Source organism: Streptomyces sp. NRRL S-350, from assembly GCF_000719705.1.
Lineage (GTDB): Bacteria > Actinomycetota > Actinomycetes > Streptomycetales > Streptomycetaceae > Kitasatospora.
The window spans coordinates 97,153-121,112 of the sequence record NZ_JOHO01000017.1 but is presented as its reverse complement, the minus strand read 5'-3'; the positions used below and the strand labels follow the sequence as shown (position 1 = coordinate 121,112).

General features: G+C 73.5%; 19 protein-coding genes. 9 read left to right on the top strand and 10 right to left on the bottom strand.

Annotated features, from left to right (window positions below; genetic code table 11):
- Positions 1-95 precede the first annotated feature (95 nt).
- The 4 genes from IF30_RS0118215 to bioB all read right to left on the bottom strand — a co-directional run bounded on the left by IF30_RS0118215 (position 96) and on the right by bioB (position 4,063).
- A complete protein-coding gene (locus IF30_RS0118215) occupies positions 96-542 on the bottom strand; it encodes a hypothetical protein (protein WP_030239196.1) in 447 nt (148 codons plus the stop codon).
- 88 nt (positions 543-630) lie between these two features.
- The gene (bioD, locus tag IF30_RS0118210) at positions 631-1,365 is read right to left on the bottom strand and encodes a dethiobiotin synthase (RefSeq protein WP_030239193.1); all 735 of its coding nucleotides are present in this window, start codon (positions 1,363-1,365) and stop codon (positions 631-633) included.
- Positions 1,362-2,666: an adenosylmethionine--8-amino-7-oxononanoate transaminase gene (locus IF30_RS0118205; RefSeq protein WP_030239190.1), complete on the bottom strand. Its 1,305-nt coding sequence runs from the start codon at positions 2,664-2,666 to the stop codon at positions 1,362-1,364. The genes bioD and IF30_RS0118205 overlap by 4 nt, the downstream gene beginning before the upstream one ends.
- Positions 2,667-2,818: 152 nt before the next feature.
- Positions 2,819-4,063 carry a biotin synthase BioB gene (gene bioB / locus IF30_RS0118200; protein WP_030239188.1) on the bottom strand — a complete coding sequence of 415 codons (1,245 nt, stop codon included), beginning with the start codon at positions 4,061-4,063 and terminating at the stop codon, positions 2,819-2,821.
- 408 nt (positions 4,064-4,471) lie between these two features.
- Here bioB and IF30_RS0118195 point away from each other — a divergent pair, with 408 nt between their 5' ends.
- Positions 4,472-5,326: a hypothetical protein gene (locus IF30_RS0118195; protein WP_158835230.1), complete on the top strand. Its 855-nt coding sequence runs from the start codon at positions 4,472-4,474 to the stop codon at positions 5,324-5,326.
- A gap of 92 nt (positions 5,327-5,418) precedes the next feature.
- Here the strand turns inward: IF30_RS0118195 and IF30_RS0118190 are convergent, their stop codons facing one another.
- A complete protein-coding gene (locus tag IF30_RS0118190; RefSeq protein ID WP_420791145.1) occupies positions 5,419-7,911 on the bottom strand; it encodes a DEAD/DEAH box helicase in 2,493 nt (830 codons plus the stop codon).
- A 171-nt stretch (positions 7,912-8,082) separates the two neighbouring features.
- On the opposite strand from IF30_RS0118190, the gene IF30_RS0118185 reads away from it, so the two are divergent.
- Positions 8,083-9,282, top strand: coding sequence for an 8-amino-7-oxononanoate synthase (locus IF30_RS0118185; RefSeq protein ID WP_051710543.1), 1,200 nt, complete (start codon positions 8,083-8,085; stop codon positions 9,280-9,282).
- Positions 9,283-9,552: 270 nt separating this feature from the next.
- Here the strand turns inward: IF30_RS0118185 and IF30_RS0118180 are convergent, their stop codons facing one another.
- Positions 9,553-10,203: a GNAT family N-acetyltransferase gene (locus tag IF30_RS0118180; protein ID WP_030239175.1), complete on the bottom strand. Its 651-nt coding sequence runs from the start codon at positions 10,201-10,203 to the stop codon at positions 9,553-9,555.
- Between the two features lie 190 nt (positions 10,204-10,393).
- Entirely contained in the window at positions 10,394-11,401 is a 1,008-nt protein-coding gene (gene ligD / locus IF30_RS0118170; protein WP_030239171.1) for a non-homologous end-joining DNA ligase, read from the bottom strand.
- Between the two features lie 66 nt (positions 11,402-11,467).
- Here ligD and IF30_RS0118165 point away from each other — a divergent pair, with 66 nt between their 5' ends.
- On the top strand, positions 11,468-12,529 hold the full coding sequence (locus IF30_RS0118165; protein ID WP_030239169.1) for an ATP-dependent DNA ligase: 1,062 nt from the start codon (positions 11,468-11,470) through the stop codon (positions 12,527-12,529).
- Positions 12,530-12,606: 77 nt separating this feature from the next.
- Here the strand turns inward: IF30_RS0118165 and IF30_RS0118160 are convergent, their stop codons facing one another.
- Positions 12,607-14,028, bottom strand: a complete 1,422-nt coding sequence (locus IF30_RS0118160; RefSeq protein ID WP_078891482.1) for a serine hydrolase domain-containing protein — start codon at positions 14,026-14,028, stop codon at positions 12,607-12,609.
- Between the two features lie 468 nt (positions 14,029-14,496).
- On the opposite strand from IF30_RS0118160, the gene tdh reads away from it, so the two are divergent.
- Together tdh and IF30_RS0118150 are read left to right on the top strand one after the other, a co-directional pair.
- On the top strand, positions 14,497-15,525 hold the full coding sequence (gene tdh / locus IF30_RS0118155) for an L-threonine 3-dehydrogenase (RefSeq protein WP_030239164.1): 1,029 nt from the start codon (positions 14,497-14,499) through the stop codon (positions 15,523-15,525).
- A 30-nt stretch (positions 15,526-15,555) separates the two neighbouring features.
- Positions 15,556-16,749, top strand: coding sequence for a glycine C-acetyltransferase (locus IF30_RS0118150; RefSeq protein WP_030239161.1), 1,194 nt, complete (start codon positions 15,556-15,558; stop codon positions 16,747-16,749).
- Positions 16,750-17,114: 365 nt separating this feature from the next.
- Here the strand turns inward: IF30_RS0118150 and IF30_RS0118145 are convergent, their stop codons facing one another.
- Positions 17,115-18,557: a PD40 domain-containing protein gene (locus IF30_RS0118145; protein WP_030239158.1), complete on the bottom strand. Its 1,443-nt coding sequence runs from the start codon at positions 18,555-18,557 to the stop codon at positions 17,115-17,117.
- Positions 18,558-18,821: 264 nt separating this feature from the next.
- Between IF30_RS0118145 and IF30_RS0118140 the strand changes: the two genes are divergently transcribed.
- Positions 18,822-19,733 (top strand): LysR family transcriptional regulator, encoded by a 912-nt coding sequence (locus tag IF30_RS0118140; protein ID WP_030239155.1) that lies wholly within the window; start codon positions 18,822-18,824, stop codon positions 19,731-19,733.
- Between the two features lie 155 nt (positions 19,734-19,888).
- Here the strand turns inward: IF30_RS0118140 and IF30_RS0118135 are convergent, their stop codons facing one another.
- A complete protein-coding gene (locus IF30_RS0118135) occupies positions 19,889-20,092 on the bottom strand; it encodes a hypothetical protein (RefSeq protein WP_030239151.1) in 204 nt (67 codons plus the stop codon).
- Positions 20,093-20,199: 107 nt separating this feature from the next.
- On the opposite strand from IF30_RS0118135, the gene IF30_RS0118130 reads away from it, so the two are divergent.
- The 3 genes from IF30_RS0118130 (at position 20,200) to IF30_RS0118120 (ending at position 23,871) form a co-directional block, all read left to right on the top strand.
- Positions 20,200-20,742: a TetR/AcrR family transcriptional regulator gene (locus IF30_RS0118130; RefSeq protein WP_030239148.1), complete on the top strand. Its 543-nt coding sequence runs from the start codon at positions 20,200-20,202 to the stop codon at positions 20,740-20,742.
- Positions 20,743-20,823: 81 nt separating this feature from the next.
- Positions 20,824-21,777, top strand: a complete 954-nt coding sequence (locus IF30_RS0118125; RefSeq protein WP_030239145.1) for a Gfo/Idh/MocA family protein — start codon at positions 20,824-20,826, stop codon at positions 21,775-21,777.
- 225 nt (positions 21,778-22,002) lie between these two features.
- Positions 22,003-23,871 (top strand): endonuclease/exonuclease/phosphatase family protein, encoded by a 1,869-nt coding sequence (locus tag IF30_RS0118120; RefSeq protein WP_107054433.1) that lies wholly within the window; start codon positions 22,003-22,005, stop codon positions 23,869-23,871.
- Positions 23,872-23,960 lie beyond the last annotated feature (89 nt).

The following is a 23,960-nucleotide window of genomic DNA, read 5'->3' as shown; positions in this document are numbered from 1 at the left end:
ACCGCAAGCCGGCGCCCCGCCACGACGTGGGCAAGACCGTCAAACGCGAACCCACGCTCCAGGCCCACCTCGCCGCGCGAGGTTAAAGATCAAGCTCAGGTGCCGTTGAGGGCGTAGCTGCGGAAGGTGGCCAGCAGGGGCAGGACCTCGGTCTTGCTGGGATCCTCGGTGACGGCCCTCATCGCGTCGATCACGATGTGGGCGATGATCCTGGTGACGCCGAGGTCGTCCGGGGCGGTGACGGCACCCCAGGCCTTGAGGGTCCGGGTGAGCAGGGCGCTCATCCTCGCCCCGATGTTGGAGCCGACCGCGTCGGAGATCTCGGCGATCTCCTCGTCGCTCATGCTGGAGCGCAGGCCGAAGGCCAGCGCCATGAGGGTGTCCATGGCGTGTTCGCCGTACGCGGCGACCAGCGCCGGCAACGGCCGCTCGTCGGCGCTGCCCGCCGCAAGGGCGGACAGTGCCTCGGCGTCGTCGTTCCATGCCGCCTCCAGGGCGGCCAAGGCCCGCAGGGCCTCGTCTACGGTCAGCCCGTCTGTCATGGGAGGAACGGTATTGAGCCGGTAGCGCTCGTGCCCGGGGTTCGGGGGCAGGGATCACCCCTTCGGGCGAAGCCGGCCCGCATCGGGCCTATGCGGGCCGGTGGACGTGCGCGAAGTGCTCCGCGTCCCAACTGCCGCCCAGCTCGGGGGCCAGGGAGGCGACCGCGAGCGCGGCGAAGTCCTCGGCCGTGCCCGCCCGTTCCGGCAGGGCGCCGAGCAGCGGGGCGCCGGCGGAGCGCGGGAGGTCGGCGAGGTTGCAGCGTTCGGCGAGGCCGGGGGCGGCGGGCCAGGAGCCGACCACGACGCCGGTGAGCGGCAGGTCGCGCGCGGCCAGGGCCTCCGCCGTGAGGGAGACGATGTTGAGCGTGCCGAGACCGGCCGACGCGATGAGCAGGACTTCGGCCGGCAGTCCGGCGGCGCGGACGGCCCGGGCCTGGTCGGCGAGGGTGCGGCCCTCGTCGTCGTAGCGGACCAGCAGGCCGCCCGCGCCCTCGACGAGGACGAGGTCGTGGGTGTCGGCGAGGTCGGCGACCTCGGACACCACCTCGGCGGGGGAGAGGTACGGCAGTCCGGACCGGCGGGCGGCGGTGTCGGGGGCCAGCGGCTCGGGGTACCGGACCAGCTCGCGGTAGGTCAGTTCACCGGCGAGGCGCCGGACTTCGGACGTGTCCCCGGGCTCGTCGGGGGCGACACCCGTCTGGCCGGGCTTGAGCACGGCGACCTGGCGACCCGCCCGCAGTGCCGCCGAGGCGAGGGCCGCCGTGGCGACCGTCTTGCCGACGTCGGTGTTGGTCCCGGTCACGAACAGGATGCGCGCGGTCATCCCGCCACCGCCGCGGCGGTCACGGCGGCAGCGATCCGTGCCACGTCCTCGTCCTCCGTCACGTAGGGGGGCATCGTGTAGATCAGGTCCCGGAAGGGCCGTAGCCAGACGCCCTCGCGGGCGGCCGCCTCGGTGGCCGCGGGCACGTCCACGGGACGGTCCAACTGCACGACGCCGATGGCGCCGCGAACGCGTACGTCCCGTACGCCCGGCAGTCCGGCCGCCTCCGCGAGGCCTGCGGCGAGGCCGGTCTCGATGCGCTTGACCTGCACCGCCCAGTCCTGCCCGAGCAGCAGGTCCAGCGAGGCGCCCGCGACCGCGCAGGCCAGCGGGTTGCCCATGAACGTCGGCCCGTGGGCGAGCACCGGCATCTCGCCGCGGCTGATCCCCTCGGCGACCTCGCCGGTGCACAGCGCGGCGGCCAGGGTGAGGTAGCCGCCGGTCAATGCCTTGCCGAGGCACATCACGTCCGGCGAGACGCCCGCGTGGTCGGCGGCGAACAGCGCGCCACTGCGGCCGAATCCGGTGGCGATCTCGTCGAAGACCAGCAACACCCCGTACCGGTCGCAGAGTTCGCGCAGCATCCGCAGGTAGGCGGGGGAGTGGAACTGCATCCCGCCCGCGCCCTGGACCACCGGCTCGACGATGACGGCGGCCAGCTCGTCCGCGTGACGCGCCATCAACTCCTCGAACTGCCGGGCGTAGTCGGGGTCGAGCGGGGCGTCGAAACCGGCCGGCGGCTGCGGCGCGAAGAGCTGCCCGGGCAGCACCCCGCCCCACAGGTGGTGCATCCCGCCTTCCGGGTCGCAGACGGACATCGGGTGGAAGGTGTCACCGTGGTAGCCGCCGCGCCAGGTCAGCAGCCGGCGCTTCTGCGGCCGTCCCGTCGACTGCCAGTACTGCAGGCACATCTTCATCGCGACCTCGACGGCGACCGAGCCCGAGTCGGCGAGGAAGACGTGTTGCAGTGGCTCCGGCGTGATCTCGACCAGCTTCGCCGCCAGCCGGACGGCCGGCTCGTGGGTGAGCCCGCCGAACATCACGTGGCTCATCCGCCCCAGCTGCTCGCGCACGGCCTCGTCCAGCACCGGGTGCCGGTAGCCGTGGATCGCCGCCCACCAGGACGACATCCCGTCGACCAGCTCCCGCTGCCCGCCCGCGACGGGCCGGGCCAGGCGCAACCGCACCCCCGAGGCGGACTCGACCAGGTAGGGGGTGGCGGTGCCGGGCATCGGCCCGTACGGGTGCCAGACGTGGGCGCGGTCCAGTGCGAGCAGGGTGTCCGCGGGTGGCTGGGGCATGGTGAGATCTCTCCGACGTGAACCGAAACGGGATCCGACACGTGATCGAGCCGGGTCCGAACGGGATCCGCGCCGGACCCGCGCCGGACCCGCGTCGGATCCGAACGGATTCGACCGGGATCCGACGTGTGATCCGAACGCGGTCCGAAGTGTCAGGCGTTGGGCGCGAGTTCGGTACCGGCGCCGCGGCGGCGCACCTTGACGAGGTCGCTGCGCAGCTCGTCGTTCCCGTCGGCGCCCTCCTCGGCCGTGGCGCCCTCCGCCGAGGACTGGCCGGCCGGTGCGTGGGAGTGCCCGCCGCACGGGCCGCAGCCGCCGCCGCTGCCGCAGGCGGAGGCCGCGGTGCCGCAGCCACCGGCGGCCGCAGCAGCCTCGGCGGCCTCGGCGACGTCCGCGCGGTGACGCGGCAGGGTGGCCTCGCCGGCGCCCTCGACCTCGAAGCCGGCGTCCTTGATCATGTCGAGGTCGGCCTGCCCGGCCTGGCCCTCGCTGGTCAGGTAGTCGCCGAGGAAGATCGAGTTGGCGATGTGCAGGCCGAGCGGCTGCATCGAGCGCAGGTGCACCTCGCGTCCGCCGGCGATCCGCACCTCGGTGTCCGGGTTGACGAAGCGGACCATCGCGAGGATGCGCAGGCAGCGCTGCGGGGTGAGGTTCCACTCCTTGGCGAGCGGGGTGCCCTCGAACGGGATCAGGAAGTTGACCGGGACGGAGTCCGAGCCGAGCTCGCGCAGGGCGAACACCACGTCGACCAGGTCCTCGTCGCTCTCGCCCATGCCCGCGATCAGGCCGGAGCAGGCGGACAGTCCCGCGCCGTGCGCCTTCCGCACGGTGTCCACCCGGTCGGCGTAGGTGTGGGTGGTGGTGATGTCGCCGTAGGTGCCCTCGGAGGTGTTGAGGTTGTGGTTGTAGGCGTCGGCCCCGGCCGCCTTGAGCCGCTCCGCCTGGTTGTCGGAGAGCAGGCCGAGGCAGACGCAGATCTCGACCGCGGGGTCGGCCTCCTTGATGGCGGCCATGGTGTCGGTGACCCGGTCGATGTCGCGGTCCGTCGGGCCGCGGCCGCTGGCCACCAGGCAGACCCGCTTGGCGCCGCCGGCCACCCCGGCGCGGGCCGCGTCGGCGGCCTGGTCCGGCTTGAGCCAGGTGTACTTGAGGATCTCGGCCTTGGACCCGAGCCGCTGCGAGCAGTACGAGCAGTCCTCCGGGCAGAGCCCGCTCTTCAGGTTCACCAGGTAGTTGAGCTTGACCCGGCGACCGAACCAGCGGCGGCGCACCCTGCCGGCCGCGGCGACCACGTCGAGCAGCTCGTCGTCGGTGGTGGCGAGGACGGCCAGGGCCTCCTCGCGGGTCGGGACTTCGCCGCGCAGGCCCTTGGCGGTGAGGGTATCGAGCAGATCCATGGGGCGATCCTGCCTGCTGGTGATCGAGCGGCGCCAGAGCAAACCCGCCAGAAGATGCGTGTGAGGATGTGCCGATTGCCACAGTGTCGAAGGTCACGGCTCCGCTGCTGGTCACGCGCTTGACGGCGGACCGGGCCGCCGGTTACCGGCGGGTAGTCGGCGGTTCGGCGCGGCGGCGGCGGACGCCTCGCGCGGACGCGGGGCCGGGCACTGCCGTGACGTGCGGCCAGGCACTGCCGTGGGCCCTGCCGTGACGCGTGGCCGGGCCCGGCGGTGACACGCGCCCGGGCCGCGCGCGGACCGCGGCCGGACGGCGACGGACCGGCGCCGACGCCCCGGACGGGCAGTGATCCACAACCCCCCGACCCCGTGATCCAGGCCACCCCCAGGGTGCTTAGAATCTGCGCCATGACCACGCAGGGGGAGCGCACCCCGACTCCGGGAGAGGGCCAGGAAGGCCAGGCAGGGCAGCGGACCGGAGGGGGCGCCGACATCGGTGCGGCGGGCACCGGCCGCAGGCGGGGCCGACGGCTGACGGCCCGCCGTGCGGCCGGATGGATCGTCATGGTCGGTGTGGTCGCGGCCGGTGGATGGATCATCACCCGCCCGACGCCCGGCGACTACATACCCGGACTCGGCCCGTCCCGCAACGACACGGCCAAGACGCCGCCGGTCGTGGGCGCCCCGCCGCCGCGCACCGACCCCGAAGGCCTCAACGTCGACAACTTCTTCCCCGCCCAGCGGCCCGTCGAGGCCGCCGGGTACAGGGCGCGGCGCAACGGCGTCCGGCAGGGCGACAACTGCGCCGAGGTGCTGCAGGACCGCGCCCAGGACCCGCTGAAGGACACCGGCTGCCAGGCCTACCTGGCCGTCAGCTTCACCGGCCAGGACCGCCCCGTGATCAGCAGCGTCACCATGCTGCGCTTCCCCGACCAGGCGTCCGCCGCCAAGGCCGCCGACGCCCTGCGGGCCAAGCCCGGCGCGGTCGCCTTCATCCTCGCGGACGCCACCACGGCCCCCGCCCTGCCCGCCGGCGCTGCCAAGCAGGGCGGTGACCCGCGGGTCGAGGCCGTCGGGCACTACGTGACGGTCACCAGCTCCCGGACGGCCGACGGCCGTCCGGCGGGCGCCACCGCGGGCGGCCCCGGCGCACCGGCCGCCCAGAACCCGACGCCGGCCGGCTCGGCGCCCACCGAGCAGATGCTGGACGAGGCCACCCGCGCGCTCTCCTACGCGGCGGGCTCGCCCTTCGTGTGGATGTGACGGACACCGGAGGGGCCCGGTAGCCCGGGTGGTCCCGGGCCCGGGCCCCCTCGCGCGGTCGACGGACCGTCAGCTCGCGCGGGACGGGCCGGTCAGCCGCCCAGCCGGTCCACCGCGGTGACCCGCAGCACCGCCCGGCCCTCCTCGTCCGAGCCGTACAGGTCCACCTCGGCGCTGATGCCCCAGTCGTGGTCGCCCTCCGGGTCGTCGAAGATCTGCCGGACCCGCCAGGCGGAGTCCTCCTCCTCGATGATCAGCATCTTCGGGCCGCGCGCGTTCGGACCGGTGCCGAGGTCGTCGTACTCCTCCCAGTACCCGTCCATGGCGTCCGCCCAGCGGTCCGCGTCCCAGCCGTACTCGCCGTCCAGCGCGCCGAGCTCCTCGTAGTGCTCCAGCGCGCAGAGCTCGACGCGGCGGAACAGCTCGTTGCGCACCAGCACCCGGAAGGCGCGCGCGTTCGCGGTGACCGGCGCCGGCCGGTCGTCCAGCGTGACCTCCGGGGTGGCGGGCCCGGTCGGGTTGGCCAGCTGCTCCCACTCGTCCAGGAGGCTGGAGTCGACCTGGCGGACCAGTTCGCCGAGCCAGGCGATGACGTCCTTCAGGTCGTCGGTCTTGATGTCCTCGGGGACCGTCTGCTCCAGCGCCTTGAACGCGCCGGCCAGGTAGCGCAGCACGATGCCCTCGGTGCGCGCCAGCTCGTAGAAGCCGACGTAGTCCGAGAAGGTCATCGCCCGCTCGTACAGGTCGCGGACCACCGACTTCGGCTGCAGCCGGTGGTCGCCGATCCACGGGTGGGCCCGCTGGTACACCTCGTAGGCGTGGGTGAGCAGTTCCTCCAGCGGCTTCGGGTAGGTGATCTCCTGGAGCCGCTCCATCCGCTCCTCGTACTCGATGCCGTCCCGCTTCATCTCGCCGATGGCCTCGCCGCGTGCCTTGTTCTGCTGCGCGGCGAGGATCTGGCGCGGGTCGTCGAGGGTCGCCTCGACGATGGAGATCACGTCCATCGCGTACGAGGGCGAGGTCGGGTCGAGGAGTTCGAAGGCGGCCAGCGCGAAGGTGGACAGCGGCTGGTTGAGCGCGAAGTTCTCCTGGAGGTCCAGCGTGAGCCGGACGATCCGGCCCTCGCTGTCGGGCTCCGGCAGCCGCTCCACGACGCCGCCCTCCAGCAGCGAACGGTAGATGGCGATCGCGGTGCGGATGTGGCGGCGCTGCGCGGCCCTGTCCTCGTGGTTGTCGGTCAGCAGCTTGCGCATCGCCTCGAAGGCGTTGCCCGGGCGGCTGATCACCGACAGCAGCATCGCGTGGCTCACCTTGAACCGGGAGACCAGCGGCTCCGGGTCGGCGGCGATCAGCTTCTCGAAGGTCTCCTCGGTCCAGCCGACGAAGCCCTCGGGTGCCTTCTTGCGCACCACCTTGCGCTTCTTCTTGGGGTCGTCCCCGGCCTTCGCGACCGCCTTGTCGTTCTCGATCACGTGCTCCGGCGCCTGGGCCACCACCTGGCCCACGGTGTCGAAGCCGGCCCGCCCGGCCCGGCCGGCGATCTGGTGGAACTCCCGGGCACGCAGGATCCGCACCCGGTTGCCGTCGTACTTGGACAGCGCCGTGAACAGCACCGTGCGGATCGGCACATTGACACCGACGCCGAGCGTGTCCGTCCCGCAGATCACCTTCAACAGGCCCGCCTGGGCGAGGCGTTCGACCAGCCGGCGGTACTTCGGCAGCATGCCCGCGTGGTGCACGCCGATGCCGTGGCGCACGTAACGGGACAGGTTGCGGCCGAACTTGGTGGTGAAGCGGAAGTTGCCGATCAGGTCGGCGATGGCCTCCTTCTCCGCCTTCGAGCACATGTTGATGCTCATCAGCGACTGCGCCCGCTCCACCGCCTCCTTCTGGGTGAAGTGCACGACGTAGACCGGGGCCTGACCGGTCTGCAGCAGCTCCTCCAGGGTGTCGTGCATCGTGGTGCGGCGGTACTCGTAGAACAGCGGCACCGGGCGGGTCGCGTTGCGGACCACCGTGGTCGGACGGCCCGTCCGGCGGGTCAGGTCCTCCTCGAAGCGGCGCACGTCGCCGAGCGTCGCGGACATCAGCAGGAACTGCACCTGCGGCAGCTCCAGCAGCGGGATCTGCCAGGCCCAGCCGCGGTCCGGCTCCGCGTAGAAGTGGAACTCGTCCATGACCACCTGGCCGATGTCCGCCCGGGCGCCGTCGCGCAGCGCGATCTGGGCCAGCACCTCGGCGGTGCAGCAGATGATCGGCGCGGTCGGGTTCACGCTCGCGTCGCCGGTCATCATGCCGACCTGCTCGGTGCCGAACATCTTCACCAGGTCGAAGAACTTCTCCGACACCAGCGCCTTGATCGGGGCGGTGTAGAACGTGCGCTGCCCGTCCGCCAGCGCCGCGAAGTGCGCCCCCGCCGCCACCAGGCTCTTCCCCGAGCCGGTCGGCGTCGCCAGGATCACGTTGTTCCCCGACACCAGCTCGATCAGCGCCTCCTCCTGCGCCGGGTACAGCGTGATCCCCCGCTCCTCCGACCAGGCTGCGAACGTCTCGTACAGCGCATCGGGAGTGGCGGGCTTCGGCATCAGCTCAAGGAGGGTCACCCGGCTATCTTGCCTGCTCGCCGCCACCCCCGGCAAAGCCCGGGGCCGACGGGACGGCACGGCCTGCTCGGGCCGGCCGGGCCGCCGGGTGCGCTGATCATGTGCCGAGCGGCACATTGATCCCGCTTCGGGCGGCGTGCCAGAGTGCCGGGCATGAGCCAGCCCCTCGCGTCCGAACCGCACACCGACGAACTCGCGCCCGCGCACGTCTTCGACTGGCTCGACGAGGCCGCCGCACTGCGGGCCGACGCCGGACTGACCCGGACCCTGCGCAGCCGGACGGCCGACGACCCGGTGCTGGACCTCGCCGGGAACGACTACCTGGGGCTCACCCGGCACCCGGAAGTGACGCGGGCGGCGGCGGAGGCCGCGCTGCGGTGGGGCGGCGGATCGACGGGCTCGCGGCTGGTGACCGGTACGACGGCGCTGCACACCGAACTGGAGGACGAGCTCGCCGAGTTCTGCGGCGCCGAGGCGGCGCTGGTGTTCTCCTCCGGGTACACGGCGAACCTGGCCGCGCTCACCGCGCTCACCGACCCGGACACCCTGATCGTGTCCGACGCCTACAACCACGCCTCGCTGATCGACGGCTGCCGGCTCTCCCGCGCGGACATCCACCGCGCCCCGCACAGCGACCCGGCGGCGGTGGCCGCGGTGCTCGCCGGGCGGGCGCAGCGGCGGGCGCTGGTGGTCACCGACTCGGTGTTCTCGGTGGACGGCGACGCCGCCCCGCTGGCCGGACTCTCCGCCGCCGCCCGCGCGCACGGCGCCGCCCTGCTGGTCGACGACGCGCACGGGCTGGGCGTCCTCGGCCCGGGCGGCACCGGCGCCCTCGCGGCGGCCGGCCTCGCCGGGCGGCCCGACACCGTCGCCACCGCCACCCTCTCCAAGTCGCTCGGCGCCCAGGGCGGCGCCGTCCTCGGCCCGCGCCGGGTGATCCGCCACCTCACCGAGACGGCCCGCACCTTCATCTTCGACACCGGCCTCGCCCCGGCCGCCGCCGGCGCCGCCCTCGCCGCCCTGCGCCTCCTGCGCGCCGAACCCGCCCGCGCCGAACGCGCCCGCGAGGTCGCCCGCACGCTCGCCCGCCGGCTCACCGCGGCCGGCCTGCACGCCTGCGAACCGGAGGCCGCGGTGGTCTCCGTCCGCGCCCCGGGCCCGGAAGCCGCCGTCGCCTGGGCCGCCGACTGCCGCCGCGCCGGCCTCGCCGTCGGCTGCTTCCGGCCGCCGTCCGTCCCCGACGGCATCTCCCGCCTGCGCCTGACGGCCCGGGCCGACCTGACGGACGGCCAGATCGTCGACGCCGTCCGCCTCATCGCGGAGCTGGCCCCGGCGCGCGCACGGGGCGAATGACCACTCGCCGGCTGGCGTTCCCCTCTGCGGGACGGCGGCACGGCTGATCCGCTCCGGGGCCTCGCGTGGCTGCTCGGTCCGTCCGGCGGGCCGTCCCGGCCCGATGTTCATCGATGGCACGGCGGCGGACCGGTCGGCCGGGCTCGTCCCGGTCGTGGAGCGGGGCCGGGCGTCCGAGTACATCGCGGGCCGCTCCCTGGTTCCTCCCGGGGCCGCTCCGTGCGTCGCGACCCCGGCCGGCCCGGCCATGCGGCGCGGAGGCCGGGAGCCCTACGGCCGGCCCGGCACCAGGAGGGCCTCGGCACCGACCGGGCGGTAGCCCGCGGCCTGGAAGGCGCGGACGCTGGGGGCGTTGCCGGGGGCCTGCTGCGCCCAGACGACGGCGCCCTCCGGCAGGAGGTGGCGGGCCGCGGTGGCGAGGGCGCGGCCGAGGCCACGACCCCGGGAGCGCGGATCGACTTCGACGGCGCACTCCCAGCGGCCGGCCACGCCGCGCCCGAGGATCAGCACCCCGCCGCCCGCGGTGAAGACCCGGACGTCCTCGCGGTGGTGCAGTGCCCGTACGACCCGGGGGTGTCCGCGGTCCTCGACCTCCACCAGCGGCAGCGGCGGCTCGCCCGGGAGGCGGTCGGCGACCGACAGCAGGTCGATGTTGTTGACCGCCCGCCCGGCGCGTCGGGCGAAGGCGGTCAGGAAGGGCGGGCAGAGCGGCGCGGACAGCGGGTCGCCGGGGTCGGCGGCGAGCGTCGCGTGCACCCAGGCAGGGTCCTCGTCGGTGAAGACGACCGCGTGCGCGGCGAAGGACACCACCCCGGTGTCGCGCGGTGAGGGCTGCGGCACCACCGTGACGGATCCGTCCGGTGGCGGGAACACGCCGCCCGCCGCGTCCGCCAGGATCTCCGCCAGCTCCCGCACGCCCATCCGAGCCCCCCGTTCGAGTCCCCACCGGTCGACGGCCGTCAGCCTACGCCGCCCGGTGGTCCCGGTGGGCGCGGTGGACGAGCAGGTACCGCCAGAACAGCAGCCGCCGCAGTGTGGCGCCCGGCAGGTGCTCGGCCGCGTACCCGTTGTGGTCGAACGGCATCGAGCCGTGATGCCGGAGCCCGCTACGTCACTTCTTGCGGGCCCGGCTCGGCTGCACCCGGGTGGGCTCGCCGGCCGCCTTGGGGTGGTCGGGCGGGTAGGGGAGTTCGCCGAGGCCCTCGTCGTGGAGCTGCTTCTCGTACAGCTCCAGCAGGCTTTCCAGCCGGTACGCCTGGCCGTCCATCTCCGCGTTGAGGTCGCCGAGTTCGGCGAAGCGGGCGGGGACGGTGCGCAGGTCGAAGTCCTCCGGGGCGGCGTCGTCGAGTTCGTCCCAGCGCAGGGGGGTGGAGGCGGTGGCGCGGGGGCGGGCGCGCAGGGAGTAGGCGGAGGCGATGGTGCGGTCGCGGGCCATCTGGTTGTAGTCGACGAAGATCCGCTCGCCGCGTTCCTCCTTCCACCAGGCGGTGGTGACGCGTCCGGGCATCCGCTGTTCCAGGGCCCGGCCGAGGGCGATCACCGCGTGCCGCCCGTCGGTGAAGGTCCACTCGGGCACCAGGGGCACGTAGACGTGCAGTCCGCGCCCGCCGGAGGACTTTGGCCAGCCGCGCAGGCCGTACTCCTCCAGGAGGGCGCGCAGCTCGTGGGCGGCGCGGACGGCGTCGTGGAAGTCGGTGCCGGGCTGCGGGTCGAGGTCGATGCGCAGTTCGTCGACGTGGTCGGTGTCGGAGCGCCGCACCGGCCAGGGGTGGAAGGTGAGGCAGCCCAGGTTGGCGGCCCAGAGCACGGCGGCGGGCTCGGCGGGGCAGATCTCGTCGGCGGAGCGGCCGCTGGGGAAGTTGATCCGGGCGGTGGACAGCCAGTCCGGCAGGCTCTTGGGGGCGCGCTTCTGGTAGAAGAACTCGCCGTCCACGCCGTCCGGGAAGCGCTGCAGGGTGGTCGGGCGGTCGCGCAGGCCGCGCAGCACCCCGTCGGCGACGGCCAGGTAGTACTGGGCGACGTCCAGCTTGGTGAAGCCGCGCTCGGGGTAGTACACCTTGTCCGGGTTGGACAGCCGGACGGTGCGCCCGGCGACTTCCAGTTCGACGGCTGAGCCCATGCCCTTCACGCTAAGCGCCGTGCGCCCGGCGCGCGCCCCGAGCGCATCGGGGTGAGGATCGGACGCATGGACCTGCCCGTGATGCCGCCGGTGGCGCCGATGCTCGCCAAGTCGGTGGCCAAGATCCCGCCCGGCATGCAGTACGAGGCGAAGTGGGACGGTTTTCGCACCATCGTGTTCCGTGACGGGGACGAGGTCGAGCTCGGCAGCCGTACCGGCAAGCCGCTGACCCGGTACTTCCCCGAGCTGGTCGAGGCGCTGCGGCGCGAGGTGCCGCCGCGCTGCGTGCTGGACGGCGAGGTGGTGATCGCCCGGGACGGCCGGCTGCGCTTCGAGGAGTTGTTGGAGCGGATCCATCCGGCGGCGAGCCGGGTGAAGCTGCTGGCCGAACGCACCCCGGCCTCCTTCGTGGCCTTCGACCTGCTCGCCCTGGGGGACGACAGCCTGGCGGACGAGCCGCTGTCGGTGCGCCGCCCGGCGTTGGAGGCCGCGCTGGCGGGCGCCGTCGATCCGGTGTTCACCGCTCCCGCCTCCACCGATCTCGATCTGGCGCACAGCTGGTTCGCCGAGTACGAGGGCGCCGGGCTGGACGGCGTGGTGGCCAAGCCGCTGGACCAGCCGTACCGCCCGGGTGAGCGGACCATGTACAAGATCAAGCACGAGCGCACCGCCGACTGCGTGGTGGCCGGTTACCGCGAGCACAAGAGCGGCCCGGTGGTCGGCTCCCTGCTGCTCGGCATCAACGACGCGGCGGGCAGGCTCCAGCACGTCGGCGTCTGCGCGGCCTTCTCGATGGCCCGCCGCCGTGAACTGGTCGAGGAGTTGGCGTCGCTGCGGATGGACGACCTCTCCCGCCACCCGTGGGGCGCCTGGGCGGAGGAGGCCGCGCACGCCGAGGGCAGGCTGCCCGGTGCCGTCAGCCGCTGGACCGGCGGCAAGGACCTGTCGTGGATCGCGCTGCGCCCCGAGCGGGTGGTCGAGGTCGCCTACGACCACATGGAGGGCACCCGCTTCCGGCACACCGCGCAGTTCCGCCGCTGGCGGCCGGACCGCACGCCGGAGAGCTGCACCTACGCGCAGCTGGAGGAGCCGGTCTCGTACGATCTGCAGCGGGTGCTGGGGGCCTGAGGGCGGGTGCCTGACGGAACGCCACGGGGCCCGATCCGGTGAACCGGGTCGGGCCCCTGCTGCGGGTCGGGCGGGCGTCAGGCCCGCACGGTGGAGGGCGAGTTGCCGGCCGGGACGGAGGAGGAGCCGCCGGACGGCGAGTTGCCCGAGGAGGCGGATCCCGAGGCGGATCCGGAAGCCGGGCCGGAACCGGAAGCCGAGCCGGACGCCGAGCCCGGGGCCGACGGCGCGGCCGTCGCCGGGGGGATCGAGTAGACGTTCTTCGGCGACACGATCTTGGTGATCTCGTTCGCGAACAGCGAGGACGGCTCCGAACCCTGGTACAGCACATCCGTGTTGAGCAGGATCGCCAGCGTGCTCTGGGCCGCCGGAAGGTACACCGCCACGCTCTCGTAGCCCGGCAGCGAGCCGTTGTGACCGATCCACCCGTTGTTGTTGAACAGCCCGAAGCCGTAGGTGACGCCGGGATCCCCCGTCGGCAGGGTCTTCAGCCGTTCGGCCTGGGTGGCCGGCTTCAGCAGGGCGCCGGTGGCCATGGTCTTGGCCCAGCTCTCCAGGTCGGCGAGGGTGGAGATGACGGCCCCGGCGGTCCAGGCCCAGGACGGGTTCCAGTTGGTGGCGTCGACGACGGAGCCGTCGGGCGTCTGGTTGGTGTAGCCGTGCGCGTGCGGGTCGGGGATCGACCCGTCGACGGGGAAGCTCGTCCTGCCGAGCGAGGCGGGCGTGAACACCTGGTCCTTGAGGAACTCTCCGGCGGTCTTGCCGCCGACCTTCTCGATCAGCTTGCCCAGGATGATGTAGTTGCTGTTGTTGTACTGGAACTGCGTGCCGGGCGGGGACACGGCGGGGTGCTTGTACCCGTAGGCGAGCAGTTGGTCCGGGGTGAAGACGTGGTTGGGATCGCCGATCAGGGTGTTCACGAAGTCCGGGTCGGAGCTGTACGGGAACAGGCCGCTGCGCATCTCGCCGAGCTGGCGGACGCTGATCCCGTCGCCGCCGGGGACGCCGTCCACGTACTTGGAGATCGGGTCGTCCAGGCCGACCTTGCCCTGGTCCACCAGCTGCAGCACGGCGGTCGCGGTGAAGGTCTTGGTCTCGCTGCCGATCCGCGAGTAGAGCCCGGGGTCCATCGTCGCCCCGGAGCTCTTGTCGGCGACGCCGAAGGACTTCTGGTACGTGCCGCCGGGCGTGATGAGCCCGACCGAGACGCCGGGCACGGAGGCCTGGGTCATCACCCGCTGGATCGCGGCGTCCAACCGGGACGTGACGTCGGGGGTCAGCGGAACCACCGCGCCGGAGGAGACGCTCGCCGAGGCGGTGGCGGACGGGCTGAGCGCGGCCGGTTCGGCGTTGACGGCCGCGCCGCCGGACTGCGGGGCGGGCTCGGAGTCGCCGGAGCAGGCCGCCGTGACGAGCAGGCCGGTCAGGGCGAGGGCGGCGGCGGTCGCGCGGCCGACCGAGCGGGGGGCGGCCGGACGCGGCCGTCGGGTCGTGGTCATGGTGTCGGGTAGCGCCTCTCTGGGGTGGACGGCCCCGTGGCGAAGGGCCCCGGAGCGCTGCTCCACGGGGCCGCGGGGGGAGCGACGCCACCGTAAGCACCGGGGCCGCGCGGCCGCGCGCGGGTCGGCTCCCGGCTGATCCGAACGGGCCCGCGGTCAGCCGGATGCGGCAGTCAAGCACCCCGACCGACGGGCCGGCCGGCCCGTCGGTCGGGGTCGGGGCGGCGGCTCCGCGGTCGCCCGGACGGGTGAGCACCGGCACGCCGCGCCCGCCGCCGGCCGCTGCTCGGGCACGATCGTTCAGCCCAGCTGTGGCCGCCCTTAAGAATTCCTCGATGGACCGCACCCGCTCCCACCAGGCAGATTGCTGCCTGCCCGGAGTGCGCCCGTCGGAAGCGGTCGAACCGGGCCCCTCGGCCTGCCCGACCCTCGAAGGCCGTCCCACCCGCACGTCAGGAGCCGTCGCCCGTGAAGGCACTCGTCAAGCAGCAGGCCGCGCCCGGCCTCTGGATGATCGACGTCCCGAAGCCCGAGATCGGCCCCGGCGAGGTGCTGATCAAGGTGCTGCGGACCGGCATCTGCGGCACCGACCTGCACATCCGCAAGTGGGACGGCTGGGCGCAGCAGACCATCAGGACCCCGCTCGTCCTCGGCCACGAGTTCGTCGGCGAGGTCGCCGAGCTCGGCGCCGGTGTCGCGGACATCGCGGTCGGCGACCTGGTCAGCGGCGAGGGCCACCTGGTCTGCGGCAAGTGCCGCAACTGCCTGGCCGGCCGCCGCCACCTGTGCCGCAACACCGTCGGCCTGGGCGTCAACCGCGACGGCGCGTTCGCCGAGTACGTGGCCCTGCCCGCCTCCAACGTCTGGGTGCACCGGGTGCCGGTCGACCTGGACGTCGCCGCGATCTTCGATCCGTTCGGCAACGCCGTGCACACCGCGCTGTCCTTCCCGCTGGTCGGCGAGGACGTGCTGGTCACCGGCGCCGGCCCGATCGGCATCATGGCCGCCGCCGTCGCCAAGCACGCCGGCGCCCGCAACGTGATGATCACCGACGTGTCCCCGTACCGCCTCGACCTGGCCCGCGAGGTCGGGGTGACGCTGGCGCTGAACGTCGCCGAGCACACCATCGAGGAGGGCCAGCAGAAGCTGGGCCTGCGCGAGGGCTTCGACGTCGGCCTGGAGATGTCCGGCCGTCCCGAGGCGATGCAGTCGATGATCGCCAACATGACCCACGGCGGGAAGATCGCCATGCTCGGCCTGCCCGCCGAGCAGTTCCCGGTTGACTGGGCCTCGATCGTCACCTCGATGATCACCATCAAGGGCATCTACGGCCGCGAGATGTTCGAGACCTGGTACGCGATGTCCGTGCTGCTGGAGGGCGGCCTGGACCTCAGCCCGGTGATCACCGGCCGCTACCCCGCCGCCGACTTCGAGGCCGCATTCGACGACGCCGCCGGCGGCAACTGCGGCAAGATCATCCTCGACTGGACCGCCTGAGCCACCCCGCCGACACAGAAGGAGCCTGTCGTGTTCGACAACGTGCGCGCCGACCTCGCCGCCACCCTCGACGAGATCCGCGAGGCCGGCCTGTTCAAGCCCGAGCGGGTGATCGGATCCCCGCAGAGCGCCGCGGTCACCGTCACCGGCGGGGGCAAGCCCGGCGAGGTGCTGAACTTCTGCGCCAACAACTACCTCGGCCTGGCCGACCACCCCGAGGTGCTGGCCGCCGCCAAGGACGCCCTCGACCGCTGGGGCTACGGGATGGCCTCGGTGCGCTTCATCTGCGGCACCCAGGACGTGCACAAGGAGCTGGAGGACCGCCTCTCGGCCTTCCTCGGCCAGGAGGACACGATCCTCTACTCGTCCTGCTTCGACGCCAACGGCGGAGTCTTCGAGACCCTGCTCGACGACCGTGACGCCGTCATCTCCGACGCGCTCAACCACGCCAGCATCATCGACGGCATCCGGCTCAGCAAGGCCCGCCGCCACCGCTACGCCAACCGCGACATGGCCGACCTGGAGAAGCAGCTCAAGGAGACCCAGGACGCCCGCCGCCGCCTGATCGTCACCGACGGCGTCTTCTCCATGGACGGCTACGTCGCCCCGCTGCGGGAGATCTGCGACCTGGCCGAGCGCTATGACGCCATGGTCATGGTGGACGACTCGCACGCCGTCGGCTTCGTCGGCGCGGGCGGCCGCGGCACCCCCGAACTGCACGGCGTGATGGACCGGGTGGACATCATCACCGGCACCCTCGGCAAGGCCCTCGGCGGCGCGTCCGGCGGCTACGTCGCCGCGCGCCGGGAGATCGTCGCCCTGCTGCGCCAGCGCTCCCGCCCGTACCTGTTCTCCAACTCGCTGGCCCCGGTGATCGCGGCCGCCTCGCTGAAGGTGCTCGACCTGGTCGAGCAGTCCAACGAGCTGCGGGAGCGGCTGGCGGCCAACACCGCGCTGTTCCGCAGCCGGATGACCGAGGCCGGGTTCGAGATCCTGCCCGGCGACCACGCGATCGCTCCGGTGATGATCGGCGACGCGGCCAAGGCCGGCCGGCTCGCCGAACTGCTCCTGGAGCGCGGCGTGTACGTGATCGGCTTCTCCTACCCGGTGGTCCCGCACGGCCAGGCCCGGATCCGGGTGCAGCTGTCCGCGGCGCACTCCACCGAGGACGTCGAGCGCGCCGTCGCGGCCTTCGTGGACGCGCGCGCCGCACTGGGGGAGTAAGCCCCCTTCGTCGGGCCCGGCAGGGGCCCGCACAGGCTGCCCGTGGGCCGGACCGCTCGGAACCGGACCGGCCCACGGGCCCACGACCGCCGTGCGGTGAGGCGCATCGACGCGCCCGCGCCGCACGGCCGCCGACCACCTGCCGCACCCTCCCGCCACGGGGGCGGGACGCCGGCCCGACCGGCCTCCCGCCCCCGTTCGCGGTTTCCCGGGGCGGACGGCGGGGCCAGGCGGCGGCCGTTCACGGGCGGTACGGGTGCCGCGTGCCGTGGGGTTCGTCCCCCCGGGTGATCGCCCGGCCGGGGTTCCCCGGCGACGGACTCCGGGAGAGCCGACCGGGCCGTCCGGGGCGGCGGACCAGGCCGTCAGAGGCGGCGCCGGAAGACGTCCGTGACGTTGTTGGTGTCGCCCGGGACGAGGTTGCCGTCCGTGGCGTCGAAGACCACGGTGCCCCCCAGGGCGTCCACGAGCGGGGTGAACGACGAGGCCGTGCTCTGGGAACCGTCCTGGGTGAGGCTCACCCGCTCGGTCCGGCCGGTCCACAGGTCGCGGCGGAAGACGTCCGTCTGCTGGTTGGTGTCGTCGGGCACGAGGGTCTCGACGTCGGAGGTGAAGTACACCCAGCGGCTGTCGTAGGTCATGACGCCCTCCGTCGACGAGAGGTCGGTGGTGGTGCCGGGGAGCGGGGTGCTGACCTGGGTGACGGTGCCGGTGGTCAACTCGCGGACGTAGACGACCAGGTGGATCCCGTGCGAGCCGGGCCGACCGCCGGGCTGGGGGACGCTGTAGACGGCGTGGCGGCCGTCGGGGCTGATCCGGCCGTCCTGGCCGGAGGCCCGGAACGCGCCGGTCTCGTCGTAGCTGGCGCCGCTGATCCGGCCGGTGCGGGCGTCCCAGACGTAGAAGGGGTAGAACCTGGGCACCGCCAGCCGCGGCCGCACGCCGGTGGCGGGGGCGGGCGCCGCCGCGGTGGCGTCGTCGGCCGGGTCGTCGGCCGGGCCGGCGGAGGTGCCGGTGGAGGTGTCGGCCGGGCCCTGTGCGGGCGGGAGCAGGTTGCTCGCGCGGGAGGTGAAGCCGACGGTCCTGCCGTCCGCGCTGAGGCTCGGTGTGAAGGAGTTCTGGTCGGCCGGCGTGCCGTCGGCCCCCACCGTGACCAGCCGGGTGGTGCCGGTCCAGCGGTCGGTGACATAGATGTTCGTCCTGCCGCGCCTGACCGCCGCGCCGAGGTCGGTCCGGTCGGAGGCGAAGGCCACGTAGCGGCCGTCCCAGCTCAGGCTGGGGTTGACGGCCCGGCGGATCGACTGGTCGTCGGCGGTGGAGCCGGTGCCGGCGCTGATCAGCTCGGTGCGGCCGGTCCGGCGGTCGCGGACGAAGACGTCGTACGCGTGCTTCTGCTGGCCGGGCACGACGTTGTCCGCCGCGGTGCTGAACGCCACGTACCGGCCGTCGCCGCTGATCGAGGCGTCGTAGACGCTCGCGTCCAGGCGGGAGCCGTCGTCGGCCAGGTCGACCTGTTCGACGTGCCCGTTGCGGAGGTCCTTGACGTAGAGTCCCTCGGCGGCGTCGGTGTGGCCGGGTACGAGGCCGGTCGCGGTGGAGCTGAACAGCAGCGAGCGGCCGTCGGAGGTCAGCCCGATCCCGTAGGAGTCGCCGTCGAGCTGCCCGCCCTTGGGGTCCTCGCTGACCCTGGCGGTGTCACCCCTGGGCGGCCGGGCCTGGGCGGCGGGCACCGCGGCGCCGACCGCGGTGGCGGCGGCCACGACGCAGGCGGTACGGGCCAGGCGGCGGCGGGTGCGTGCGGTGGTCATCGATCATCCTCCCCAGATGACGGTGCCGGGCCCTCGACCCCCGCGGCCCGGTTGGGCACGAGCCAAGCGCCGGACGGCCCGGCGGTCAACGGAGGGCGGCGATCTCGTCCGGAAATACGCCACCGGTCGTACCTCCTGCCGCAGACCCGGCCGCCCCCGGCGGGGGCGGTCCGCGCCTCCCGCCCGGCTGCCGCGCCGCCCACCCGGCGCCCGCCCGGTCCCCGCTGGGTCCGGTTCGCTCCGCCTCGCTGGCAGAATTGGCCTGTGATCGACGCACGACGGCTGCGGACCCTGCGGGCCGTGGCGGACCACCGCACCGTGACCGCCGCCGCGGCCGCCCTCTACCTGACCCCCTCCGCGGTCTCCCAGCAGCTGGCCGCCCTGGAGCAGGAGACCGGGCACCACCTGCTCGCCCGCGAGGGCCGGGGCGTGCGGCTGACGGCCGCCGGGGAGATCCTGCTCGGCCACGCCGACGTCGTGCTCGCCCAGCTGGAGCGCGCCGAGGCCGACCTCGCCGCGTACCGCGCGGGCGTCTCCGGGGAGGTCACCGTCGCCTCCTTCGCCACCGGCATCGCCTTCGTGCTCGCCCCCGCGATCGGACTGCTCGCCGCGCACGCGCCGGGGGTGCGGCTCAAGGTGCTGGACGCCGAGGGCGATGCCAGTCTGCCGATGGTCCTGGAGGGCCGGGCCGATCTCGCGGTGGCCGTCGAGTACCGCGGCGCCCCGCGCGCCGACGATGCCCGCCTGACCAGGGTGCCGCTGTACGCCGAGCCGTTCGAGGCCGTCCTGCCGTTGGACCACCGGCTGGCGGCGGAAGCCGGCCCGCTGGCCGTCGCCGCGCTCGCCGACGAGCCGTGGATCGGGCCGTACCCGGGCAACCCGTGTCACGACGTGGTCCTGCTGGCCTGCGAGCACGCCGGGTTCCAGCCCCGGCTGGTGCACTCCTCGGACGACTTCCGCGCCGTCGTGGCCCTGGCTTCGGCGGGTGTCGGGGTCGCCCTGGTGCCGCGGTCGGCGCTGCGCGGCGTCGACCTGAGCCGGGTCGCGGTGCGGCCGGTCGACAGCGAACTCGCCACCCGCCGGGTCTTCGCGGCCGTCCGGGCCGGGGCCGACGGCCACCCGCTGATCCGGCCGGTCCTCGACACCCTCGCCGAGGCGGCCGCCGCGAGCGCGTAGCGCTGCGGGTGTCCGGACGTCCGGAAACGGTTTTGCGGCTGCTCGGCGTCCCGGGTCGGGCGGCCGCGCCGTCGTGCCGGTGGCGTGGCGTCCCGGCCCGGGCGGCCGTGCAGCCGCTGGTCCGTGTGGGCGGTCGGGGGGTCCGACCGCCGGGGTCACCCGTCCGTGAGGGTGATCAGGCGGACGGCGGGTGCGGAGACGACCTGCACCGCCGTGGTGCCGGGCAGGCGCAGCTTGACGAAGCCGCCCTGGAAGGCCACCGACGCCCGGGGCACCGAGGAGACCACCCAGCCGTCGGCGTTCACCACCGTGTAGCCGTCGACCAGTTCGACGGCGGCTTCGGCCCAGTCCTCGTTCATGTGTCCCCCCGTGTACGACTGCCCCCAGAAACGGTACCGATCGGTACCGCCTGCAGGACGGTACCGATCGGTACCGTTTGGCGTCAAGAGTGGTTAGGATCCGTCCCATGGCAGTCAACGCACGGGCGCGCCTGCTGAGCACGGCCGAATCCCTCTTCTACGCACACGGGATCCACGCGGTCGGCGTGGAGCGCATCCTCTCCGAGTCCGGTGTGGGCCGGGCCTCCTTCTACCGGCACTTCGCCGGCAAGGAGGCCCTGGTGACGGCCGTCCTGGAAGGCCGGGACGCGCGGTGGCGCGCCTGGCTGGCCGAACGGGTCGCGGCCCACGGCGGCCACCCGCTCCACGTCTTCGACGCCCTGGCCGAACGGTTCGCGGCGCAGGACTACCGCGGGTGCGTCGCCATCAACACGATGACCGAGATCGCCGACCGCACCAGCCCCGCCCGGGAGATGGCGGCCCTCCACAAGAGACGCGTCATCGAGCTGGTCGAGCAGCTCCTGCGGGACGCCGGCATCCCCGAACCCGCCTGTCGTGCGAGGCAGCTCGCCCTGCTGATGGACGGCGCCATCGTCACCGCCCTGCGCGAGGGCACCCCGGACGCCGCCTGGCGGGCCCGCGGCATCGCGCAGGCCCTGCTGGCCGCCTGAGCCGCCGCGCAGCCGCACGCATAGGGTGGGACCGATGACCGTCCGTACAGCCCGGACATCCCGACCATCCCGAGGGGCCCCATGAGCGAGACCGCAGCGACCGACCACCGCCTCCCGGTCGGGGTGATCGGACTCGGCGACATCGCGCAGAAGGCCTACCTGCCCGTGCTCACCGCGCTGCCCGGACTCGACCTGCGGCTGATGACCCGGGACGCGGCCAAGCTCGACCGGATCGGCGAGGCCCACCGGATCGCGCCCGAGCACCGGTTCACCGACCTCGGCGCGCTGATCGGCAGCGGCATCCGCGCCGCGTTCGTGCACGCCGCCACCGACCAGCACGTCCCGATCGTCGAGCAGCTGCTCACCGCCGGCGTGGACGTCTACGTGGACAAGCCGCTCGACAACACCCTGGACGGCGCCCGTCGCCTGGTCGGCCTGGCCGACCGCACCGGCCGCTCGCTGATGGTCGGCTTCAACCGCCGCCACGCGCCCGGCTACGTGCAGGCCAAGGAGCGCCCGCGCGACCTGATCGTGCTGCAGAAGAACCGCGAGGGGCTGCCGGAGGCCGCCCGCACCCTGGTCTACGACGACTTCATCCACGTCGTGGACCTGCTCCGCTTCCTCGCCCCCGGCGAGATCGAGCACGTGGACGTCCGGTCCCGCAGCCGGGACGGCCTGGTCGAGCACGTGGTGCTCACCCTGGGCGGCCAGGGCTTCACCGCGCTGGGGATCATGAACCGGCTGTCCGGTTCGACCGAGGAGGTCCTGGAGGTCTCCGGCGCCGACTCCAAGCGGGAGGTGCGCAACCTGGCCGAGGTGATCGACCACCGCGGCCAGCCCACCGTCCGCCGGCGCGGCGACTGGGTGCCGGTCGCCCGGCAGCGCGGCATCGAGCAGTGCGTCCTCGCCTTCCTGGACGCCGTCCGCGCCGGGCGCACCGTCGACGCCCACGACGCGCTGCGCACCCACGAGCTGTGCGAGCTGGTCGTGGAGCGGATCGAGGGTTCCTGGGAGTCCACTGGGAGCGGGCTGTGAGAAGGCTGGGCTGACCGCCCGTCAAGTCATCGGAGCAGAACCGACAGTTCATCGACGAGGTCTTGTCGGGGCATTTTCTACGCGCGTATCTTGAGGGGCGCCGCGGGGGGCGGTCGTCCGCCTCCCGCTCCTTCGCTACGCGAGTAGCGCGCGCCCGAAGCGCGCCTCCGCCCCGACCGCCGTGCCACGACCGTGCCGCACGGCGGAGCTAGGAGTCCTGCCCCGGTGACCACCGCTCCCGCACCACGCCCCCGCAGAGCCCTGCTGCGCGCCGCCCTGATCCCGGCCTCGCTGGCCGCCTCGCTGGTGCTCGTCCCCCTGCCGGTGGCGAACGCCGCCGCTGCCGCCACCCCCGCCCCGACCGAGGCCGGCCCGCTGCGGATCCACGACGTCCAGGGCACCACCCGGATATCCCCGCAGGCCGGCAAGCCCGTCACCGGCGTCCCCGGGACCGTCACCGGCGTGCGCGCGTACGGCAGTTCCAAGGGCTTCTGGATCCAGGACCCGAACCCCGACGCCGACCCGGCCACCAGCGAGGGCATCTTCGTCTTCACCGGCGGCAACCCGACCGTGAAGGTCGGCGACTCCGTGCTGGTGAGCGGCAAGGTCACCGAGTACTACCCGAGCTACTCCGGCGGCTCGCAGTCCGTCACCGAGATCTCCGCCCCGGGCGTCACGGTCGTCTCCTCGGGCAACCCGCTGCCCGCCCCGGTGGTCGTGGACACCCGCAACATCCCCGGCACCTACGCCCCGGCGGCCGGCCCCGACGGCACCATCGACGCCGTCCGGCTCGACCCGGAGAAGTACGCCCTGGACTTCTACGAGTCCCTGGAGGGCATGCTCGTCCAGGTCAAGGACGTCCGGGTGATCCAGGCGACCGACAAGTACAACGAGCTCTGGGTCGCCGCCGACCGCCAGGACCAGCGCAGCAAGCGCGGCGGCGTGCTGTACGAGTCCTACCGCGAGCCCAACGTGGGCCGCCTGATGGTGCAGCAGCAGGCGGCGGCCTCGCAGCAGCCGTTCCCGGTGGCCAACGTCGGCGACGAGCTGACCGGCACCACCACCGGCCCGCTGGACTACAACCAGTTCGGCGGCTACACGCTCGTCGCCGGCACCGTGGGCGCCCTCAAGGACAACCACCTCCAGCGCGAGGTGACCGCCCAGCCGAGCGACCGCGAACTCACCCTCGCCACCTACAACGTGGAGAACCTGGCCCCGAACAACCCGGACGCCAAGTTCGCCGAGCTCGCCCAGGGCGTCGTCACCAACCTGCGCTCGCCCGACGTCGTCGCCCTGGAGGAGATCCAGGACGACAACGGCAGCAAGAACGACGGCACGGTGGACGCGAGCCAGACCGTCGCCAAGTTCATCGCCGCGATCAAGGCGGCCGGCGGCCCGGCCTACGACTGGCGCTCGATCGACCCGCAGGACGGCAAGGACGGCGGCGAGCCCGGCGGCAACATCCGCCAGGTCTTCCTGTTCAACCCGCAGCGGGTCTCCTTCACCGACATCGCGGGCGGCGGCGCCACCACCGCCGTCGGCGTCACCGGCACCGGCGCCACCACCGCGCTCACCGCCTCGCCCGGCCGGATCGAGCCCGACGACGAGGCCTGGACCAACAGCCGCAAGCCCCTGGTCGGGCAGTTCTCGTTCCGCGGCCAGAAGGTCTTCGTGATCGCCAACCACTTCAACAGCAAGGGCGGCGACCAGGGCATCGACAGCCGCTTCCAGCAGCCGACCCGCAGCTCCGAAGTGCAGCGGACCAGGCAGGCGACGGTCGAGCAGGCCTTCGTCGCGCAGCTGCTCGCCGCCGACAAGGAGGCCAGGGTCGTCTCCCTCGGCGACTTCAACGACTACCAGTTCTCGCCCGCGCTGGCCGCGCTCACCAAGGGCGGCGTCCTGCGCGACCTGGTGAACGAGCTGCCCGAGACCGAGCAGTACTCCTACGTCTACCAGGGCAACTCGCAGGTGCTGGACCACATCCTGGTCAGCCCCGAGGTCGGCTACGCCAAGTACGACGTGGTGCACATCAACTCCGAGTTCGCCCAGCAGGCGAGCGACCACGACCCCCAGGTGGTCCGCATCAAGCCGTGACGTGAGCCGCGGCTATCCTGCCTCCGTACCCTGCCTCCGCCGCCGGTGATCCCCGGCGGCGGAGGCAGCGCCGTGTGGCAGGGAGGAGA

Bases quoted from the DNA above. Each gene is read 5' to 3' on its own strand.
- IF30_RS0118130 (WP_030239148.1), top strand. From the start codon at position 20,200: ATGGCAGTCAACGCACGGGCGCGCCTGCTGAGCACGGCCGAATCCCTC.
- IF30_RS0118185 (WP_051710543.1), top strand. From the start codon at position 8,083: ATGAGCCAGCCCCTCGCGTCCGAACCGCACACCGACGAACTCGCGCCC.
- IF30_RS0118195 (WP_158835230.1), top strand. From the start codon at position 4,472: ATGACCACGCAGGGGGAGCGCACCCCGACTCCGGGAGAGGGCCAGGAA.
- IF30_RS0118145 (WP_030239158.1), bottom strand. From the start codon at position 18,557: ATGACCACCGCACGCACCCGCCGCCGCCTGGCCCGTACCGCCTGCGTC.
- bioD (WP_030239193.1), bottom strand. From the start codon at position 1,365: ATGACCGCGCGCATCCTGTTCGTGACCGGGACCAACACCGACGTCGGC.
- ligD (WP_030239171.1), bottom strand. From the start codon at position 11,401: ATGGGCTCAGCCGTCGAACTGGAAGTCGCCGGGCGCACCGTCCGGCTG.
- IF30_RS0118180 (WP_030239175.1), bottom strand. From the start codon at position 10,203: ATGGGCGTGCGGGAGCTGGCGGAGATCCTGGCGGACGCGGCGGGCGGC.
- IF30_RS0118190 (WP_420791145.1), bottom strand. From the start codon at position 7,911: ATGCCGAAGCCCGCCACTCCCGATGCGCTGTACGAGACGTTCGCAGCC.
- IF30_RS0118125 (WP_030239145.1), top strand. From the start codon at position 20,824: ATGAGCGAGACCGCAGCGACCGACCACCGCCTCCCGGTCGGGGTGATC.
- IF30_RS0118160 (WP_078891482.1), bottom strand. From the start codon at position 14,028: ATGACCACGACCCGACGGCCGCGTCCGGCCGCCCCCCGCTCGGTCGGC.
- IF30_RS0118205 (WP_030239190.1), bottom strand. From the start codon at position 2,666: ATGCCCCAGCCACCCGCGGACACCCTGCTCGCACTGGACCGCGCCCAC.
- IF30_RS0118215 (WP_030239196.1), bottom strand. From the start codon at position 542: ATGACAGACGGGCTGACCGTAGACGAGGCCCTGCGGGCCTTGGCCGCC.
- IF30_RS0118165 (WP_030239169.1), top strand. From the start codon at position 11,468: ATGGACCTGCCCGTGATGCCGCCGGTGGCGCCGATGCTCGCCAAGTCG.
- bioB (WP_030239188.1), bottom strand. From the start codon at position 4,063: ATGGATCTGCTCGATACCCTCACCGCCAAGGGCCTGCGCGGCGAAGTC.
- IF30_RS0118135 (WP_030239151.1), bottom strand. From the start codon at position 20,092: ATGAACGAGGACTGGGCCGAAGCCGCCGTCGAACTGGTCGACGGCTAC.